Source organism: Jeotgalicoccus psychrophilus DSM 19085, assembly GCF_000425845.1.
In the GTDB taxonomy this organism is placed as follows: domain Bacteria; phylum Bacillota; class Bacilli; order Staphylococcales; family Salinicoccaceae; genus Jeotgalicoccus; species Jeotgalicoccus psychrophilus.
This window is the reverse complement of record NZ_KE384463.1, coordinates 139,990-158,615: the sequence shown is the minus strand read 5'-3', so window position 1 is coordinate 158,615 and position 18,626 is coordinate 139,990. Positions and strand designations below refer to the sequence as shown.

Sequence of the window (18,626 nt, the reverse complement as noted above, 5' to 3'; positions counted from 1 at the left end):
ACCTACTTCACTTCATACCAATCCGTACCGTACCCCGCATCTACCTTCAGCGGTACGTCGATGTCTATAGCATTTTCCATAATATCTTTGATCACCGGAATAAAGGCTTCTACTTCATTCTCTGGAATATCAAAGATCAGCTCATCGTGGATTTGTAATAATAATTCTGCATTAAATTTCTGTGCTTCTTCGCTCTTGGCATACTTCACCATCGCAAGTTTAATAATATCCGCAGCACTCCCCTGAATCGGCGAGTTCATCGCTGTACGTTCTGCAAAAGAACGTGCGTTAAAGTTTCTGCTGTTCACGTCCGGCACATAGCGGCGGCGGTGCAGCATAGTCGTTACGTAACCGTCGCGTTTAGCGTCCTGCACAATGTCGTGCATAAACTGCTTCACTTCTTTAAACGATTCTAGATATGTGTCGATAAACTGCCCCGCTTCTTTACGCGTAATGCCTAAGTTCTGGCTCAGTCCATAATCACTGATGCCATAAACGATACCGAAGTTAACCGCTTTTGCGTTACGGCGCATTAATGAAGTGACTTCATCCAATTCGACGCCGTACACTTCCATCGCCGTTTTTGTGTGAATATCGATATCATTCGTAAATGCTTCCATCATCGAGTCGTCTTTCGTAATCGCCGCTAAGACACGCAGTTCGATTTGTGAATAGTCGAGTCCGAGCAGTACATTACCTTCTTTTGACGGCACGAATGCTTGACGGATTTTACGGCCTTCTTCAAGACGGATAGGAATATTTTGCAGGTTCGGTTCCACACTCGATAAACGTCCCGTCTGTGCGAGCGTCTGATTAAAGCGTGTATGAATACGGGAATCTTCAGTGACTTCACCCTGCAGTCCGATGACGTATGTCGACTGGAGCTTGCTGATTGTACGGTAAGTTAAAATATGTTCGATAATTTCATGCTTATCCGCGAGCTGCTCTAAAACATCGACTGCTGTTGAATAGCCCGTCTTCGTTTTTTTAATTGCAGGCAGTTCAAGTTTTTCAAATAAAATTACCCCGAGCTGTTTCGGAGAATTAATATTAAATTCTTCCCCGGCAAGTCCGTAGATTTTTTCTTCGATATCTTGCAGACGCCCGCTTAATTCTGTTTCCATCTCTTTTAGACGTTCGGTTTTAATCTTAATGCCTTTAAGTTCCATCTGTACGAGTACTTTTGATAATGGAATTTCAAGGTCCTGCCATAAGTCATACATTTCATCAGCCTTAAGCTCAGCTGACATTGGCTCTCTGACTTTTTCAATCGCCTGGACTTTATCGGCAACGAAATCTTTCGTTTCACCAGCATCCGGGTCTTTCTTGCTGCGCCCTTTGCCGTAATGGAAATCGTCGCTGTTAATCGACACGTTGAATAAAGCAGCAGTTTCCGCCACATCGATAATTTTCTTCGACGGATTTAATAAGAAGCTGCCGAGCATAATGTCTTCTGTGAAGTTATCGAACTCTACATTCAGATGATTCAACAAAGCCACCTGACGTTTTAAATCGTAAGTCGTTACAGACTCGCGTGTATTTAAAAACTGGCTGAGCTCATCGGCATCAAATTCAGACGCAGCTTTTACTAAAACAGAATCCGCATCCGCAATACCGATATATTCAGGCTGTGCTTTTAAATAATTGTCATCGTGAACTTCAAGATAAATGCTGATCTCGTCACCGAAGTCATTTAAACTGTCCGTAGGTTCAGCTGTAAATGATGCCACTTCTTCTACTTCAGCTGCTTCCATGTTTCCTAAAAGCGAGTTAAATTCAAGCTCTTTAAACAATTCGTATTTCACTGCTGAATCTTCGTTCTTAAATTTAAGCTCTTCGAGTTCAAAATCGAATGTCATATCGCGGTAAATTGTTGCGAGATCTTTACTCATTAAAGCAATATCTTTATTATTCGTTAAGTTTTCTTTTAATTTCTTACCGCCGATGTTCTCTATATTATCGAGAACATTTTCCACACTGCTGTACTCTTTTAATAGTTTAACTGCAGTTTTTTCACCGACACCGGGAACACCGGGAATATTATCCGACTTATCGCCCATCAGACCTTTAAGGTCGATAATCTGCATCGGCACTAAACCGTCGTAAACTTCCGCGACGTGTTCGGGTGTGTACACTTCAATATCAGAGACACCTTTTTTCGTAATATATACTTTCGTATATTCTGAAGCGAGCTGCGTTAAGTCTTTATCGCCTGTAATAACGATTGTTTCAAACTTCTCTTCGTCAGCAAGCTTCGTCCACGTCCCGATAATATCATCAGCTTCGTAGTCTTCGTGCTCGAAACGTTTAATACCGTATGCATCGATTAATTTTCTGATCGGTGCAAACTGTTCGCCGAGCTCCGGCGGGGTCTTTTGTCTGCCGCCTTTATATTCCGTGTACTGTTTATGTCTGAACGTGGATTTACCTGCGTCAAACGCCACTAAAAAATAATCGGGCTGTTCTTCTTTTATTACTTTTTCAAGCAGTCTCGCATAACCGAAAATTGCATTCGTGTGAAGCCCGCTCTGATTCGTTAACAGAGGCAGTCCGTAAAACGCTCGGAAAGCGATACTGTTTCCATCCATGAGAATTAACTTAGCCATAATACTCTCCTTAGTTAGTCATACATTCTTACTTTAAATTATACAGTTCCAGTGAATATTAGCCAATAAAAAAAGGCTTTTGGTATAAAGGCGTGTTCGATTTACAACACGGGAACGCCGTTGTTAACCGAGAGCTCTTCCACATAAAAAAACACCTGACTTCATCAGAAGTCAGGTGTTTAACACTTTAATAATAAACTGGTGAATCCGGACCTAATGGAATTCCAAGAAGAGTCCAGACAACAAGCATTACTGCCCAGAAAACAAAGAAGAAAATAGAGTACGGCAGCATAACTGAAATCAGCGTACCGATACCGATATTTTTATCGTATTTCTGTGCGAATGCAATGATGATTGCAAAATAAGTCATGAGCGGTGTAATAATATTCGTACTTGAATCCGCTACACGGTAAGCCATAGTCGTCAGTTCCGGAGAGTATCCAAGCTGCATTAGAATCGGCACGAAAATCGGTGCCATCAATGCCCACTTGGCACTCGCACTGCCGATGAACAGATTAATCAATGCAGTCACAAGCATAAAGCCGATCAACAGCGGTACTCCGGTCAAGCTCAGACTGTCTAAGAGCTCGGCACCGTAAACCCCGATCACAAGACCGAGATTAGACTCGGTAAAGTAAGCTACGAACTGTCCTGCTGCGAATGCTAAGACGATAAACATTCCCATAGATGCCATCGTGTCAGTCATTTGTCCTGCGACATCTTTATCGTTTTTAATTGATTTCGTTACGATACCGTAAACAACACCCGGGATAAAGAATAAAATCGCAATAATCGGTACAAGTGAACTCATGAACGGCGACTGAACTATCGTATCCATGTAAGATCCAATTTCATCGGATCCCCGCATCGGCGAGTTCGGCAGTACTACTAAGAGTGCTGCAAGTACCAAACCAATAATAACCGAGATTAGAGCCCAGATAAGACCTTTCTTTTCGACAGGCTGAAGTGTCTGAATTCCATCGACATCTTCACCTGATAAATCTTCTTCCTGTTCCTTCGACATTTTGAATGAACCTAAACGGGGTTCAACAATTTTAGCAGATACGAACCAGCCGACAAAAGTCAGCAGGAATACACTGACTGCGATGAAGTACCAGTTCATTGCCACGTTAATTGAATCTGCATATGCAGGGTCGATTAACGCTGCGCCCGCTGCTGTCAGTTCAGCAAGCATTACGTCCGTTCCGCTCAGCAGTAAGTTCGCAGAGAACCCTGCAGAGACACCGGCGAATGCTGCAGCCAGACCCGCAAGCGGGTGTCTGCCAAGTGCTAAGTACAGAAGTGCACCAAGCGGTGGTAATACTACATAACCAGCATCGGATGCAACCGATGACATAATCCCTGCAAATACAAGACCTGCAGTAATCAGGTTTTTTGGAATCGAAAGTACAAAAGCCTTCAAAGCAGCGCCGATTAAACCGGAACGCTCCGCTACTCCAATACCGAGCATTGTTAAAAGTACAACGCCAAGCGGTGCGAAGTTGATGAAGTTATCCGTCATACTTTCGAATATATAACTAATACCTTCGGCATTTAATAAGTTTTTAACTGCAACTTCTTCGTTACCTTCACCTGGATGTGTGACTGAAATTCCAAGTATTCCGAAAATTGATGATAAAACTAAAGTAAGTACCGCCAAAATAGCAAAAAGCGTAACCGGGTGCGGCAGTTTGTTACCCAGCCATTCTACAAAGTCTAAAAACTTTTGAAAAAATCCTTGTTTCTTTTTAATCTCGTCCACAGCTTATACGTCCTCCAATATGTATCAAAATTAAAAGCCGCTCAAATTGAGCGACTTTTACTATTATAATATTTAGTTGCAGATTTTACAATCTGAATTATTGCATATTTTCGATTAATGCATCGCCGAACTCAGAACATTTCACTTCTGTAGCGCCGTCCATCAGACGAGCGAAGTCATACGTGACGATTTTTTTAGCTATTGTGTTTTCAATAGACTGGTTAACCAGGTCAGCAGCTTCCTGCCATCCTAAGTGTTCAAGCATTAACACACCTGACAGTAATAATGATGAAGGGTTCACTTTATCCTGTCCAGCGTATTTAGGCGCTGTACCGTGTGTTGCTTCAAAAATAGCGTGTCCAGTTTCGTAGTTAATGTTTGCTCCAGGTGCAATACCGATTCCGCCAACTTGTGCTGCAAGTGCATCACTGATGTAGTCACCGTTTAAGTTCATCGTTGCAACAACGTCGAACTCTTTAGGACGTGTAAGGATCTGCTGCAGGAAGATATCTGCAATAGAGTCTTTGATAATGATCTTGCCGTCAGCAACTGCTTTATCCTGTGCTGCATCAGCTTTCTCTTTACCATCACGCTCAACGATTTCATCATATTCAGCCCATGTGAAAGTTTTGTCGCCGAATTCATTACGAGCTAACTCATAGCCCCACTTCTTAAATCCGCCTTCAGTGAATTTCATGATGTTACCTTTGTGTACTAAAGTAACTGATGGTTTGCTGTGCTCGATTGCATAGTTGATTGCAGAGCGCACTAAACGTTCAGTTCCTTCTTTAGATACAGGTTTAATAGCGATTGAGGAAGACTCTGGGAAACGGATGTTTTTAACGTCCATTTCATCCTGCAGGAAGTCGATTACTTTTTTAACTTCAGGCGTTCCTTCGTTAAATTCGATTCCAGCGTAGATGTCTTCAGTGTTTTCTCTGAAAATCTGCATATCGCAGTGCTCAGGATGTTTAACCGGTGAAGGCACACCTGTGTAGTGTCTTACAGGACGTAAGCATGCGAATAAATCCAATTCCTGACGAAGTGCCACGTTTAATGAACGGAAGCCGCCGCCGATTGGAGTCGTTAACGGTCCTTTAATTGCGATCAGATACTCTTCGATCTTATCGAGAGTATCCTTAGGAAGCCATTCGCCTGTTTTATCGAATGCTTTTTGTCCTGCGTATACTTCAAGCCAGTCAATTTTCTTCTCACCATTGTAAGCTTTTTCTACAGCCGCATCGATAACTTTGCTCGCTGCTGCCCAAATATCAGCACCAATTCCGTCTCCTTCAATATAAGGAATAACCGGATTATTTGGTACGTTCAGTACACCATTTTTAGTTTGAATTTTTTCTCCTGCCATTAGTAAAACCCCCGTTGATTTTTTAAATTATCTATTTTCAATTGGTTCGTATTTCATGTTCGTACGGCCGTTGTACTCCGCACGCGGTCTGATCAGTCTGTTATTTTCGTACTGTTCGAAAATATGTGCAATCCAGCCGGACGCTCTGCTGACTGCAAAAATCGGCGTGAATAAATCATGAGCGATACCAAGTGAATGGTAAACAGATGCACTGAAGAAATCGACGTTAGGCAGTAAGCCTTTCTCTTCTTCAATAATCTTCGCGATTTTCACAGACATTTCATAAAGTTCAGGCTGACCGTTCTCCTCAGTCAGACGGCGTGCCATATCTTCAAGATACTTCGCACGCGGGTCCCCTTCTTTATAAACTCTGTGTCCGATGCCCATAATCTTCTCTTTGTTGTCGAATTTTTTCTGAATGTAGCTGTCAACATTATCAAGAGTACCGATTTCTTCAAGCATTGCCATAACTTTTTCATTCGCTCCGCCGTGAAGCGGTCCTTTAAGTGCACCAATCGCTCCAGTAACTCCCGAATATACATCCGATAATGTCGCTACGATAACACGTGCAGCAAATGTTGATGCGTTAATTTCGTGATCAGCATGAAGCACAAGTGCCGTATTCATCGCTTCAACCTGAACATCAGTCGGCTCCTCGCCGTTAAGCATGTACAGGAAGTTTTTCGCGTAACCGTACTCCGGATTCGGGTCGATTACTTCTTTACCTTCACGTGTGCGTGCAATTGCCGCGACGATTGAAGGAATTTTTGCCTGAATGCGAATACCTTTACGCAGGGTCGCTTCTTCAGACTGATCTTCAGCCTGCTCATCCGTGTGTGCAAGCAATGATACTGCAGTACGCAGTGCACTCATAGGATGTACAGATTTATCTACAAAAGTTTTGTAGAAACCTTTCGCATCTTCTGTTAAAAATGCATGGTCATATAACTCTTTTCTGAAAGCTTTCAGTTCCTCTTTGTTTGGTAAATGATCGTGCCATAATAAATAAACTACTTCTTCAAATTCAGCATTTTCTGCTAAATCATCAATTTCATAACCGCAATACGTCAGCTGTGTGCCGATAATTGAACTGATTCTTGATTCACCAATTACAACACCTTCTAAACCGCTGTTTCCAGTCATAAATACCCCTCCTAAATATGTAACAGAATCTTTAAATCAAGTATAACAAAATTGTCACAATTATGTTTACCCTTACCTGCTGGTGTTCTTTGTGAATAAGAATACATAATATGAGTACAACCCATGATGCTGCTGTATTCAGCTATGAATTAACTGATTTTTCGCCGTGTAATAAGAATCAGTTAATTAACTTATATTATATCATAAGTATAAATTAATTATAACAAAGCGTGTGCTTTGCTGAGCATAACTCCACCTCGCCGTTGTCAGCCGAACTATCTTACACAACATAAACGCCAAAAATATTAAAAACCCCCGAAACCGCAGCTTGCTGCAGCCCCGGGGGCAAATTCACAATTTTATTCCGTCATATTGTGCGGTTTTTCAATCATATCAACGTTATCGATGTTCGTGTAATCGACTGTCGAATGGATAGTAATGTTTTCGCCTTCATCAACAAGATCCGCTGTCAGTTCGCTGCCGGTAAACTTATATTCCGCATCAAAGTAAAGCTGCATCGTGCCATTAATACTTTCTGCCGCTTCAACTGCCATGAGCGTTTCTTCGTCTAATAAATTACTGAAGCCGGACATGTCCGTCACGTTAATCGTCAGTGCATATCCTTCTTCGAGCTCGCTGACTTCGCCTTCCGGATAGTTTTCAAGCGAGGCGACAATCGTCTGATAATCGCTGCCCTCAATTTCCATTGTTTCCTCAGTATCGATAACTTCGTTGCCGGAGTACATAAAATGATCGCCTTCGACGACGTAGTGTGTAACGATGTCACCGTTGTTATTAACCGACAGTTTAAATTCATTTTGTCCGCCGTAAGTCATAATCGTACGTATCGTACTTTCTTCGTCAGGCATTGTGATATTAAATGACTGCCGAGCTTCGTAGCTCGTAATGCCGTCACTGTTTTCAACCGCATTCTGTATTAATTCTGCTGATGTTATATAGCTGTTCTGGGCTGTTTCTTCTGTATTTTCTTCAGCATTTTCATCGGCTGCCTGGTCTGCAGTTTCTTCTGACGTGCTCTCTTCAACAGGCTGTTCTTCTTCCCCGCCTGAACATGCTGATAAAATTAATATACTTCCGAATAATGCAGCGAGCGTTCTTTTCATCTAATACACCTCTAATCTTTATAGCACATGCGCGTGTCCGCTGTAGACTACACTCTGCTCACTGTCGATTGTTACGAGCATGTTGTCTTTCAGCACTTCAAGCGCTTCTGTCGCACCGACAATTGTCGGCAGTTCCAAGTTCAATCCAACGATTGCACCCTGACTTGTCAGTCCGCCTTCAACTGTAATTAATCCTGCCGCTTTAATTAACAGCGGAGTCATTAATGCGTCGACCGACTGGACCACGACAATCTTGTCAGTTGTATCTTTTTCTGCAAGCTCATTATAATTTCTCGCAGTAACAACTTCGCCTACCGCACTTTTATCGCCGATACCCTGAGCTTTGATCAGCGTATCTCCAACAACGTGAAGTTTCATTAAGTTAGTCGTTCCCGCACGGCCTGCCGGCACACCTGCAGTAATAATAATTAAGTCGCCTTCGTTAGCGTAGCCTTTTTCAAGCGTTGCCATAACTGAAGTATTTAACAGATCATCCGTATCTTTTTCCGCTGCTTTAACGATCGGGTTTACACCCCATACTAAGTTCAGCTGGCGTGCAACATGTCCGTAAGGTGTAACCGCTACAATATTTGCATGTGGACGGTATTTCGCGATCATTCTCGCTGTATGTCCGCTTTCAGTTGCCGCAACGATTGCTTTACAGCTTAAGTTAAGCGCTGTATGTGCAACAGATACACCAATTGCTGTAACCATATTTGTCTGTGTTGATTTCGTTCTGTCAGATAATAGCTTTTTATAATCCTGAGCTTCTTCAGCCGACACTGCGATTTTAGCCATTGTCAGTACCGCTTCAACCGGATATGCACCTGCAGCTGTTTCACCGCTCAGCATTACCGCGTCCGAACCGTCGTAAATTGCATTGGCCACATCACTAGCTTCAGCACGTGTACATCTAGGGTTCGTCTGCATTGAATCAAGCATCTGTGTTGCGGTAATAACAGGCTTACCAAGCAGATTACATTTTCTTATCAGTTCTTTCTGTATCATCGGCACTGTTTCCGGTGCGATTTCAACGCCAAGGTCACCGCGCGCAACCATCAGGCCGTCAGAAATTTTCAGGATTTCATCGATATTGTCGATTCCTTCCTGGTTTTCAATTTTAGGAATGATTTTAATATATTCACCGTCGTGAGTTTCAAGGAGTTCTCTAATTTCAAGCACATCCTGTGCACGTCTCACAAAACTTGCTGCGATAAAGTCCACACCCTGCTCGATGCCGAATTTCACATCCGACTTATCTTTATCAGTTAAGCCCGGAAGTTTAACGCTGACACCCGGTACGTTAACACCTTTTTTATTTTTTAAGAGACCGTTATTTTTAACTGTCGTTGTAATGATGCCCGTCTCTTTGTTCAGTTCGCTGATTTCAAGTTCAACCAGACCGTCATCAAGAAGAATAAAGTCTCCAGGCACAACGTCGTCGATTAACCCTTCATAAGATACAGAGAAACGTTCTGAGTTTCCAAGAACTTCTGTCATCGACACTTCAATCTGCTGTCCGCGGACAAGTTCAACCTGGCCGTTTTCCATAGAGTGAGTTCTGATTTCCGGTCCTTTAGTATCTAAAAGAATTCCGACTGTTTTATCTAAACGCTTCGCAACTTTTCTAATCGTGTCGATACGCGCCTGATGCTCCGCGTGGTCACCATGTGAAAAGTTTAAACGCGCAACGTTCATACCCGCCATAATTACTTTTTCCAATACCTCTTCAGATTCTGAAGCCGGTCCAATTGTACATACAATCTTTGTATTTCTCATTCTTCTTTTCCTCCTAAATTGAAAGCTCTTTTGAAAGCAGATAAATACTGTTGTCATATTGTTTATCGTGTACTTGTACGTACGTAAAATCTGTGGCTGTGAGTTCATTTTTGGAAATACCTGCACCGACACCCGATTGATCGTGCTGCAGCAGACTGACTGCATACGCACCAAGCCTCGAGCCGATCACTCTGTCAGAAGCGCTCGGTTTGCCACCGCGCTGAATATGTCCAAGAACACTGATCCTAGTTTCTATATTAATATACTTTGCCAGTTCAGTGCTACAATATTCTGCAGACATGACCCCTTCGGCAACGACAATCAGAGAATGTTTCTTGCCGCGGTCAAGCCCGGCCTGAATACGCCCGGCAACATCTTCCATCTTCGTATCCCGTTCCGGAATAAAAATTGTTTCTGCACCAGCAGCAAGCCCTGCATTTAACGCAAGCTCACCTGAATCCCTGCCCATTACTTCTATGATAAACGTCCGCTCGTGACTTGTCGCCGTGTCACGGATTCTGTCGATCATATCCACGATGGTATTTAATGCAGTGTCGTAGCCGATTGTTACATCGGTGCCGGCAATATCGTTATCAATTGTCGCCGGCACACCGACCGTTTTAATGCCGAGCTTGCCAAGTTCAGAGGCGCCCATATACGTACCGTCACCGCCGATAACTACAAGCCCTTCAATACCGAGTGCTGTTAAATTATCCGCCGCTTTTTGTCTGCCTTTAAGTGTCTTAAACTCTTCGCAGCGTGCAGAATATAAAAACGTACCGCCCCGGTGAATAATATCACCGACATCACCGACATCCATTTTGTAAATATCATTATTAATCAGTCCGTTAAAACCGTGATTCACACCATAAACTTCCATATCATCATGAACCGCTTTACGCACAACCGCACGTATCGCAGCATTCATGCCGGGCGCATCGCCGCCGCTTGTTAAAACCGCAATCTTCCTCATGTCCATCACCCACCTATTAGTCCATTTAAACATAGCATAATTATGCTTTCACGGTCTATCTATTTGACAGGGAAATATAAGTATTTGACTGCCGTTCTGATACCGTCCAAGGAAGGGCTCTCTTTGGCTCAGTAAAGTAAAAATCGCACCCGCCTCCATACGGGCAAGTGCGCTTAAAAATTTTATATAATATTATTCACTAAACTGGCCGATCGCCATGTACTTGTCATAGCGCTGATCAACAAGCTTATCGCCGTCCATCGGCACTAATTCTGCTAGTGCATTTTGCAGTACCTGATCCGTTTCATTGAACACGAATGTTTTATCGTGGTGGGCACCGCCGGCCGGTTCTTTAATCGTGCCATCGCTGACTCCAAGTTCAAATAAGTCCGCTGCAGTAATTTTTAACGATTCCGCTGCGATTTCTTTCAGCGAAGCATCTTTAAATAGAATACTCGCTGCACCTTCCGGTGAAATGACCGAGTACGTTGCATTTTCAAGCATATACAATTTGTTGCAAACACCTAAGGCAAGTGCACCGCCTGAGCCGCCTTCACCGATAACAATGCTGATTACCGGTACAGTCAGTCCAGCCATTTCAACCAGATTGCGGGCGATTGATTCGCTTTGTCCGCGTTCTTCAGCAGCTTTACCGGGATACGCACCTTTAGTGTCGATAAAACAAATTACCGGGCGTTTAAATTTCTCCGCCTGTTTCATCAGACGGAGTGCTTTACGGTAGCCGTCGGGATGCGCCATACCGAAGTTGCGGGCGATATTATCTTTCGTATCCATACCGCGCTGGTTGCCGATAACTGTGACAGGACGGCCTCTGAACATCGCGATACCACCGATAATTGCATTATCATCCGCGTAAGCACGGTCACCTTTAAACTCGATAAATTCATCAAATAAAGCTGCAATGTATTCTTTTGAAGTCGGACGCTTTATGTAGCGTGCAATTTCTACGCGCTGCCACGGTGTGAGCTGTGAGTATACTTCTGCTTTTTTATCCTTCACTTTTCTCTCCAAAAAGCTGATTTCCGTCGTCAGATCCAGCTTGTTTTTATGGGCATATTTTTCAAGCTCTTTAATTTTGTTTTCCAGTTCAACAATTGGTTTTTCAAATTCAAATACCATAATTACACAACCTCTTTATGCATCTTTAAAATCGTGCCAAGATAGCGTTTCATGTTCACTCTGTTGACGACTTCATCAAGCTGCCCGTGCTTGAGTAAAAACTCCGCCGTCTGGAAATCGTCCGGCAGTTTTTCCTTAATCGTTTCTTCAATAACACGTCGTCCGGCAAAACCGATTAACGCGCCTTTTTCCGCTAAGTTAATATCGCCGACTGACGCAAATGATGCGGAAACTCCGCCCGTCGTCGGGTTAGTCATATAGGCAATGTACAAGAGCCCTGCTTTATTATGCCTTTCGATTGCCACGCTGACTTTCGCCATTTGCATTAACGATAAAATCCCTTCCTGCATACGAGCGCCTCCGCTTGCTGTGAAGACGATGACAGGCAATCTGTGTTCTGTTGCATACTTAAAACTGCGCGCCAGCTTTTCACCAAGTGCAGAACCCATACTTCCCATACGAAAACGCGGATCCATAATCGCAACGACTGCTTCATTGCCCATAATTTTACCATGAGAGACGATTAACGCTTCTTCCAGTCCCGTTTTTTCTTTATCCGAAGCAAGTTTCTCTTCATAATTCGGGAAATTCAGCGGGTTAACCGACGTAATATTTGAGAACAGTTCTGTGCCGCTGTCGATATCAAGCAGTGCATCCATACGATCCGTGCTTATAATCGGCAGGTGATGGTCACAATTTGAGCAGACATTCAAACGTTTGTGCAGGTCCTTTGAGTAAAGTATCTTTTTACAGCTTGGACACTTCGTCATAATCGTTTCCTGTTTTTCAGTGCTGCCGTCCGCTTTTTCATCACTTGCTTTTTTGTTCAGTTTAAAAAATATATCTTTTAACATTTTTACACCCCATCGAAGTTAATGCTCGTAACCGTCAGCATATTTTTTAAGCAGCTTATAAATTCTCTGCACGACTTGATTATTACTATTATCAACAGTCTCTGTACCGTTGGATTTATGCTCATAATAATAATCTATCATATGCATTAGTTCAATTAACTCTTCATATTGTCTGTCCGTACGGAGCAGATATTTCGCTATTAAAGTGTAGAGCTGGTGGCTGTCTATATCCGCAAGGTAAGTTCCCTCACCGCGCTTTACGTATATAACACCAATAAGCTCAAGTGCCCGGAGCGCTTCTCTAACACTCTGACGGCTCACATTCAGTCGTTCTTTTAAGTAGCGTTCACTCGGAATTTTCTCGCCGATGCCAATATTCTGATCCTCGATAATTTTATTAATTCCTTCAAGTATCGTCTGAAGACCTTTTTTATTTTCCATGACTATCAGTTCAATTCGCTAATTAGTTTTTTCGTTCTATTGTAAACGTAGCCGGGTTCTACTTTTTTGCGTGACACGCCTGTGTTCATTGCCGCTTCTGCGACGCGTTCTGCTACTGTCGGCGCTACTTCCGGGTGGAAGGCGTCTGGAATAACATAATCCGCACTCAGCTCTTTATCAGTAACGATTTCGGCAATCGCAAGAACTGCTGCTTTTTTCATTTCTTCATTGATATGCGTCGACTGAACGTCTAAAGCACCTCTGAAAATTCCCGGAAACGCAAGTACGTTGTTCACCTGGTTCGGGAAGTCGCTGCGCCCTGTGCCTACTACTTTGGCACCGGCTGCAATTGCAACATCCGGCATAATTTCCGGTGTCGGGTTTGCCATAGCGAAAATAATCGGATCTGTGTTCATCGAACGGACCATGTCCGCAGTCACAGCATTTTCAACCGATACACCGATAAACACATCAGCACCTGTAAGCACATCCTCGAGTTTACCCTCGATATTATCGATATTCGTAAATTTCGCGACTTCATCTTTAATCGCATTCATGCCCGTCCCGCGGCCTTCATAAATCGCACCTCTTGAATCACACATAATCATATCCTTCACACCGAAACTGTGAAGCAGTTTAACAATTGCCACTCCTGCAGCACCTGCGCCGTTCAGCACAACTTTAACGGTGGAAAATGACTTGCCGGTTAATTTTACCGCGTTGATTAAACCAGCGAGGGTAACGATTGCCGTCCCGTGCTGGTCGTCGTGAAAGACAGGAACATCAGTTTCCTTTTTAAGTCTTTCTTCGATTTCAAAACATCTCGGCGCTGAAATATCCTCTAGATTAATTCCGCCGAAAACAGGAGTCATCAGTTTGACTGTATTGACGATTTCATCGACGTCATTTGTTTTTAAAGCGATCGGGAATGAATCCACACCTGCAAAGCTTTTCAGCAGTGCACTTTTACCTTCCATAACAGGCAGACTTGCTGCTGCACCGATATTACCAAGTCCGAGTACTGCCGAACCATCAGTGACAACACCTACAGTATTACCTTTAATCGTATAATCAAATATTTTTCTTTCATCTTCATAGATCTCTTTACATGGCTCAGCTACTCCTGGTGAGTATGCAAGGCTGAGCGCCTCTTTATCTTTTAATGCTACTTTTGAATTTACGGAAAGCTTTCCTTGGTTAACTTTGTGCAGTTCTAATGCATCGCTTTTTAAAGACAAATCAGTTCCTCCTATTAGTGGTCATACCACGGTATATTATCATTTTATTTTTTAATTTACAATAGATTTACACAATTAAACGAATATTTTCGAAATGTATTTTCGAAATTAATGTTTCTATATTGCTGATTTTTATATACCCGGCGAGTTTTTGTGTAGTGAAATCGTGAATCGGCACACCGCTGTCAGCAAGGAGTTCTGAAATTTCTTCCGGCTCAACATCTCTAATATATATCTTCTTCGTCTTTTCGATATAAGTCCGGACATACTCCTCAACCGGAAACAATCTGTCGATAACGAGCTGCGGTTTGCCCTGGCGTTCACCGAGCGTAGCTTCAGCTGCGACAATCGATTCTTTTAACATAGGGTGATATTTAAAATACTCTTTTGCAAATAATACACCGTCAATATTTGAATGACCGTCCGTCAATGTAAGAAAAGCCATATTCTGCCCGGTCTTCTTCACTTTAATCGTGCGGTGATCTTCGATATAAAGCAGATATGTGCCGTATTTACGCTTGTGATGAATCAGCGAAAACGGAATAAACTCATGTTCCTCATGTTTTAACAGCACAGGATGCGCTGAAATATAAAATCCGAGCGCTTCTTTCTCGCCTTCAATTTTCTCAGCACCGTCCATTTCTGAAGCATACCGGTATTCTTTTTTAAGATTAAATCCGAGCGAACTTAAAAACGAGTCGTGATGGTAACCGTCTCCCCCCGCCGACAAAATATCCGGCAGCGTCTGCAGCAGCGTTTTTCTGTTCTCTTCAAATTCATCCAGTGCACCTGAGATAATTAGTTTCCTTAAGATTTTTTCATTAAATTTAAAGTCGGTGCGCGATACAAGGTCGTATATATCTTTAAAGGGACCGTCGTGCTTCCGCGCTGTAATGATCGCCTCGAACAGCGGTCTTGATATTCCGCTTACCATTGAAAAGCCGAGCAGAATACCTTCTCCCTCTGAATTCTGCCAAAATGATTTATTAATGTTCGGCGGATGCAAAGGAATGCGCATCATTTTTAATTCATTTAAGAGCTGGCTGATTTTTTCATCATTGCTGCGGTGGTGCGTTAAAATAACCGCATAAAAATGTTCGGGGTAATGGAGTTTCATATAAGCCATCGTATAAGCAACTTTGCCGTAGGCGACTGCGTGGCTCTTAACGAAACCGTAGTCGGCAAATTCCATAATCAAATCGAAGATGTTTTCAGCGAGCGCTGCAGTGTAATTTCTTTTTACAGCACCGCTGATAAAATGTTCCCGTTCGTTAGTCAGTGCAGCACGGTCTTTTTTCCCCATGGCGCGTCTTAGAATATCCGCTTCCCCGTAACTGAATCCGGCAATTTTACCTGCAATCTGCATAATTTGTTCCTGATAGACGATAACGCCGAATGTTTCTTTTAGAATTCCTCTGAGGTCTTCATGCGGATATTCGATTGTTTCGGGATGTTCTTTTCTGTATATAAAGTTATCAATTTCTTTCATCGGACCTGGACGGTACAATGCCAGCACTGCAGCCAGATCTTTCAGACTTTCGGGTTTAAAGTTTTCAATGACCCGCCTAATCCCTGCAGATTCGAGCTGAAAGATACCGAGCGTGAGTCCTTTTGAAAGCATTTTATACACTCTTTTATCTTCTTTAATATCATCCAGTGAAAAGCTTTTTTCTGTCCGGCGGATGCTCTGCACCATATAGCGGATTAAAGAGAGGTTTTTTAAACCCAGTAAATCTATTTTCAAAAGACCCGCCGCTTCAACATCTTTCATGGGCCATTGGCTCATGACGTGCCCTTCTGAGAAAATAACCGGCACGCTGTTCGTGAGCGTTTCGCTGCTTAACAGGAGTCCTGCTGCGTGTGTTGACGTATGTCTCGGCAGCCCTTCAATTTTCAAAGTAATATCCATAAACGTTTTATACTTGTCGTCTGCTTCTAAAAGCGTGTTAAAACGCTTGCTCGTGAATGCATCTTTAAGCGATGCATTCGGCTCATCCGGAACTAAGTTCGACAGCAGCTTCAGCTCATCGTCTGAAAAACCGAAGACACGCCCAACGTCGCGCGCAGCCATTTTGGCGCTCAGCGTTCCGTATGTAATAATGTTCGCGACCTGCATATCACCGTACTGTTTAATTAAATAGGCAACGACTTCGTCCCGTCTCGAATCTTCAAAGTCGATATCGATATCCGGCATATTGACACGTTCCGGATTTAAGAAACGCTCAAACAGCAAATTGTATTCGAGCGGATCGACTTCGGTAATATTCAGCATGTACGATACTAAGCTCGCACTGGACGACCCCCTGCCCGGCCCGACGTAGATACCGTTCGATTTGGCATAGTTTACTAGATCGGCAACGATTAAAAAATAATCTTCAAAGCCCATGCTCGTAATAATGCCGTATTCATATTCCAGACGTTCCATGTATTTATCCTGCCCAGCCTGAGGTTCTCTCTGCTGGAACTTTTCCAGCAGCAGCTGCCATAAATAATCTTTTGAGCTTGTGCCTTTTGGATTATTAAACTTCGGCAGTGTATGCTGAACGGATGGTATCGGCACATTGCACTTATTAATAATATCTTCATTATTTTTTAAATACATCTGTGCATCAGCGGGAACCATATCAGCAGTCTGAATACATGCATCCCCGTACAGATTCTGCACGCTGTCGATACTGAGCTTCTGATTATCGCGTATCGCATTCAGCACTTTTAAAGAACCGCGTTCGTCAGCGTTTACGTAATGCGCCGCTTTTATAAATACTTTCTTATAATCGCTATCGACGTCGTGCGCTGTATATTTATCTTCTTCAGCGATATTCAGTTCACCGAGAATTGCCGGTGCATCTGATGTTTTACCGACAGCGATGCAGTTTTTAATATTATCCTGCACAAATTTAAGAGAGGTTCTCGTCAAACTTCTGTAAGATAGCATTGCACTTGTCCGTACAAGCTCGAGATAGCCCTGCTGATTTTTAGCAAGGAGTACAAGCGGCACGCCGTTCATGCCGTCTTCGACAATAATTTCCATGCCGGGCACCGGTTTAATATCGTATTTCGGTGCGAGCTCCATCAGCCGGTAGACTGCATGCATGCGGTTTAAATCGGTTACCGCAACTGCACGCTGGCTGTCCGCCGTCAGCTTTTCACACAACCGCTCCAATGTAATATTTGAATTTAAAAAATCAAATGAACTGTGCACATTTAAATTAAGCATTGAAACACCTACTCTTACAGTTTTTCTTCAATTTTCACGAGCAGTTCATCCAGCATGTCCATATCTTTTACACGGACGCCTGAAGCTAATGGATGCCCGCCGCCGTCAAACATCGCTGCGACGTCGTTAATAACCACTTCTTTTGAACGTAAACGGACGCGGATTTCACCGTCGCCTTCCAGCGCGATAAACCACACTTTTACATCTTCAATTTCTCTGAATATATTTACGTCAAGCCCCGCTTCGCTGACACTTAAATGATATTCTTCCATAATTGCTTTCGGCACATAAACATATGCGATGCCTGAATCCGTAAATACTGCATTATTAATTAAATAGCCTTTGTATTTAAATTTATTCATCGATGATTTATGCATCTGATTATTTAAAGCTGCTGCATCAAAGTTAAATTCTTTTAATTTTGAAGCGACTGCGTGAGTTAAAGTACTCGTATTGTTATATAAAAATCTGCCGGTATCTCCAACAATTCCCATATAGAATAAGGTTGCCGCCTCATCATTCATCGCCGAGCTGTCCCATATATCAATTAAAAGATAAATCAGTTCACTTGCTGACGATACTTCAGTTTCAACAATTGACACGTCTCCGTACAATTCAACGTTCGGGTGATGGTCGATTTTAACAATTTTTTCTGCATAATCGAGTGACCCGTCGATGCGTTCCTGATTGCCTGTATCCACAACGATTACGAGCGGACGTTCAATCGTTGAGAGTGAATCCATCTCCCCTAAAAAGCTGAGTGACGGCTCGCCCATCCCGAGTGCCTTAATACTTTTGCCGGGATATTTATTTTGTAAATAAGCGCGGAGTCCGAGCTGTGCGCCGTAAGCGTCGGGATCTGGTTTCTGGTGTCTCAGGATAACAATCTCATCATGTGATTCTATTAGTTTCAATACGTCAAAAGCATACGTTTTTAAGTCGTTCAGATGTCCGGTTAATTTATTAAACAATGGCGAAACTCC

General features: G+C 42.9%; 13 protein-coding genes. All 13 read right to left on the bottom strand.

Annotated features, from left to right (window positions below; all coding sequences use genetic code 11):
- Window positions 1–2 precede the first annotated feature (2 nt).
- The gene (gene polA, locus H625_RS0109575) at window positions 3–2,606 is read right to left on the bottom strand and encodes a DNA polymerase I (RefSeq protein ID WP_026859709.1); all 2,604 of its coding nucleotides are present in this window, start codon (window positions 2,604–2,606) and stop codon (window positions 3–5) included.
- Between the two features lie 187 nt (window positions 2,607–2,793).
- Window positions 2,794–4,368 carry an AbgT family transporter gene (locus tag H625_RS0109570; RefSeq protein WP_026859708.1) on the bottom strand — a complete coding sequence of 525 codons (1,575 nt, stop codon included), beginning with the start codon at window positions 4,366–4,368 and terminating at the stop codon, window positions 2,794–2,796.
- Between the two features lie 97 nt (window positions 4,369–4,465).
- The gene (gene icd / locus H625_RS0109565) at window positions 4,466–5,734 is read right to left on the bottom strand and encodes an NADP-dependent isocitrate dehydrogenase (RefSeq protein WP_026859707.1); all 1,269 of its coding nucleotides are present in this window, start codon (window positions 5,732–5,734) and stop codon (window positions 4,466–4,468) included.
- Between the two features lie 27 nt (window positions 5,735–5,761).
- Window positions 5,762–6,877, bottom strand: coding sequence for a citrate synthase (locus H625_RS0109560; protein ID WP_026859706.1), 1,116 nt, complete (start codon window positions 6,875–6,877; stop codon window positions 5,762–5,764).
- A gap of 359 nt (window positions 6,878–7,236) precedes the next feature.
- Complete coding sequence (locus H625_RS0109555) at window positions 7,237–8,001, bottom strand: hypothetical protein (RefSeq protein WP_026859705.1); 765 nt, start codon at window positions 7,999–8,001, stop codon at window positions 7,237–7,239.
- Window positions 8,002–8,019: 18 nt separating this feature from the next.
- The gene (pyk, locus tag H625_RS0109550; protein ID WP_026859704.1) at window positions 8,020–9,780 is read right to left on the bottom strand and encodes a pyruvate kinase; all 1,761 of its coding nucleotides are present in this window, start codon (window positions 9,778–9,780) and stop codon (window positions 8,020–8,022) included.
- Window positions 9,781–9,793: 13 nt separating this feature from the next.
- The gene (gene pfkA / locus H625_RS0109545) at window positions 9,794–10,753 is read right to left on the bottom strand and encodes a 6-phosphofructokinase (RefSeq protein WP_026859703.1); all 960 of its coding nucleotides are present in this window, start codon (window positions 10,751–10,753) and stop codon (window positions 9,794–9,796) included.
- A gap of 192 nt (window positions 10,754–10,945) precedes the next feature.
- Window positions 10,946–11,893, bottom strand: coding sequence for an acetyl-CoA carboxylase carboxyltransferase subunit alpha (locus tag H625_RS0109540; RefSeq protein ID WP_026859702.1), 948 nt, complete (start codon window positions 11,891–11,893; stop codon window positions 10,946–10,948).
- A gap of 2 nt (window positions 11,894–11,895) precedes the next feature.
- Entirely contained in the window at window positions 11,896–12,747 is an 852-nt protein-coding gene (gene accD, locus H625_RS0109535) for an acetyl-CoA carboxylase, carboxyltransferase subunit beta (RefSeq protein ID WP_026859701.1), read from the bottom strand.
- 18 nt (window positions 12,748–12,765) lie between these two features.
- Complete coding sequence (locus H625_RS0109530; RefSeq protein ID WP_026859700.1) at window positions 12,766–13,188, bottom strand: FadR/GntR family transcriptional regulator; 423 nt, start codon at window positions 13,186–13,188, stop codon at window positions 12,766–12,768.
- Between the two features lie 5 nt (window positions 13,189–13,193).
- Complete coding sequence (gene ystJ / locus H625_RS0109525) at window positions 13,194–14,426, bottom strand: NADP-dependent malic enzyme (RefSeq protein ID WP_026859699.1); 1,233 nt, start codon at window positions 14,424–14,426, stop codon at window positions 13,194–13,196.
- A 67-nt stretch (window positions 14,427–14,493) separates the two neighbouring features.
- Window positions 14,494–17,643 carry a DNA polymerase III subunit alpha gene (locus H625_RS0109520; protein WP_026859698.1) on the bottom strand — a complete coding sequence of 1,050 codons (3,150 nt, stop codon included), beginning with the start codon at window positions 17,641–17,643 and terminating at the stop codon, window positions 14,494–14,496.
- Window positions 17,644–17,657: 14 nt separating this feature from the next.
- Window positions 17,658–18,614, bottom strand: coding sequence for a DHH family phosphoesterase (locus H625_RS0109515; RefSeq protein ID WP_051239048.1), 957 nt, complete (start codon window positions 18,612–18,614; stop codon window positions 17,658–17,660).
- Window positions 18,615–18,626: the final 12 nt, after the last annotated feature.

What these genes read in the sequence shown, in the direction of transcription:
- H625_RS0109540 (WP_026859702.1), bottom strand. Translation starts at nt 11,893, where the DNA reads ATGGTATTTGAATTTGAAAAACCAATTGTTGAACTGGAAAACAAAATT.
- H625_RS0109560 (WP_026859706.1), bottom strand. Translation starts at nt 6,877, where the DNA reads ATGACTGGAAACAGCGGTTTAGAAGGTGTTGTAATTGGTGAATCAAGA.
- pfkA (WP_026859703.1), bottom strand. Translation starts at nt 10,753, where the DNA reads ATGAGGAAGATTGCGGTTTTAACAAGCGGCGGCGATGCGCCCGGCATG.
- pyk (WP_026859704.1), bottom strand. Translation starts at nt 9,780, where the DNA reads ATGAGAAATACAAAGATTGTATGTACAATTGGACCGGCTTCAGAATCT.
- icd (WP_026859707.1), bottom strand. Translation starts at nt 5,734, where the DNA reads ATGGCAGGAGAAAAAATTCAAACTAAAAATGGTGTACTGAACGTACCA.
- accD (WP_026859701.1), bottom strand. Translation starts at nt 12,747, where the DNA reads ATGTTAAAAGATATATTTTTTAAACTGAACAAAAAAGCAAGTGATGAA.
- H625_RS0109520 (WP_026859698.1), bottom strand. Translation starts at nt 17,643, where the DNA reads ATGCTTAATTTAAATGTGCACAGTTCATTTGATTTTTTAAATTCAAAT.
- H625_RS0109555 (WP_026859705.1), bottom strand. Translation starts at nt 8,001, where the DNA reads ATGAAAAGAACGCTCGCTGCATTATTCGGAAGTATATTAATTTTATCA.
- H625_RS0109530 (WP_026859700.1), bottom strand. Translation starts at nt 13,188, where the DNA reads ATGGAAAATAAAAAAGGTCTTCAGACGATACTTGAAGGAATTAATAAA.
- polA (WP_026859709.1), bottom strand. Translation starts at nt 2,606, where the DNA reads ATGGCTAAGTTAATTCTCATGGATGGAAACAGTATCGCTTTCCGAGCG.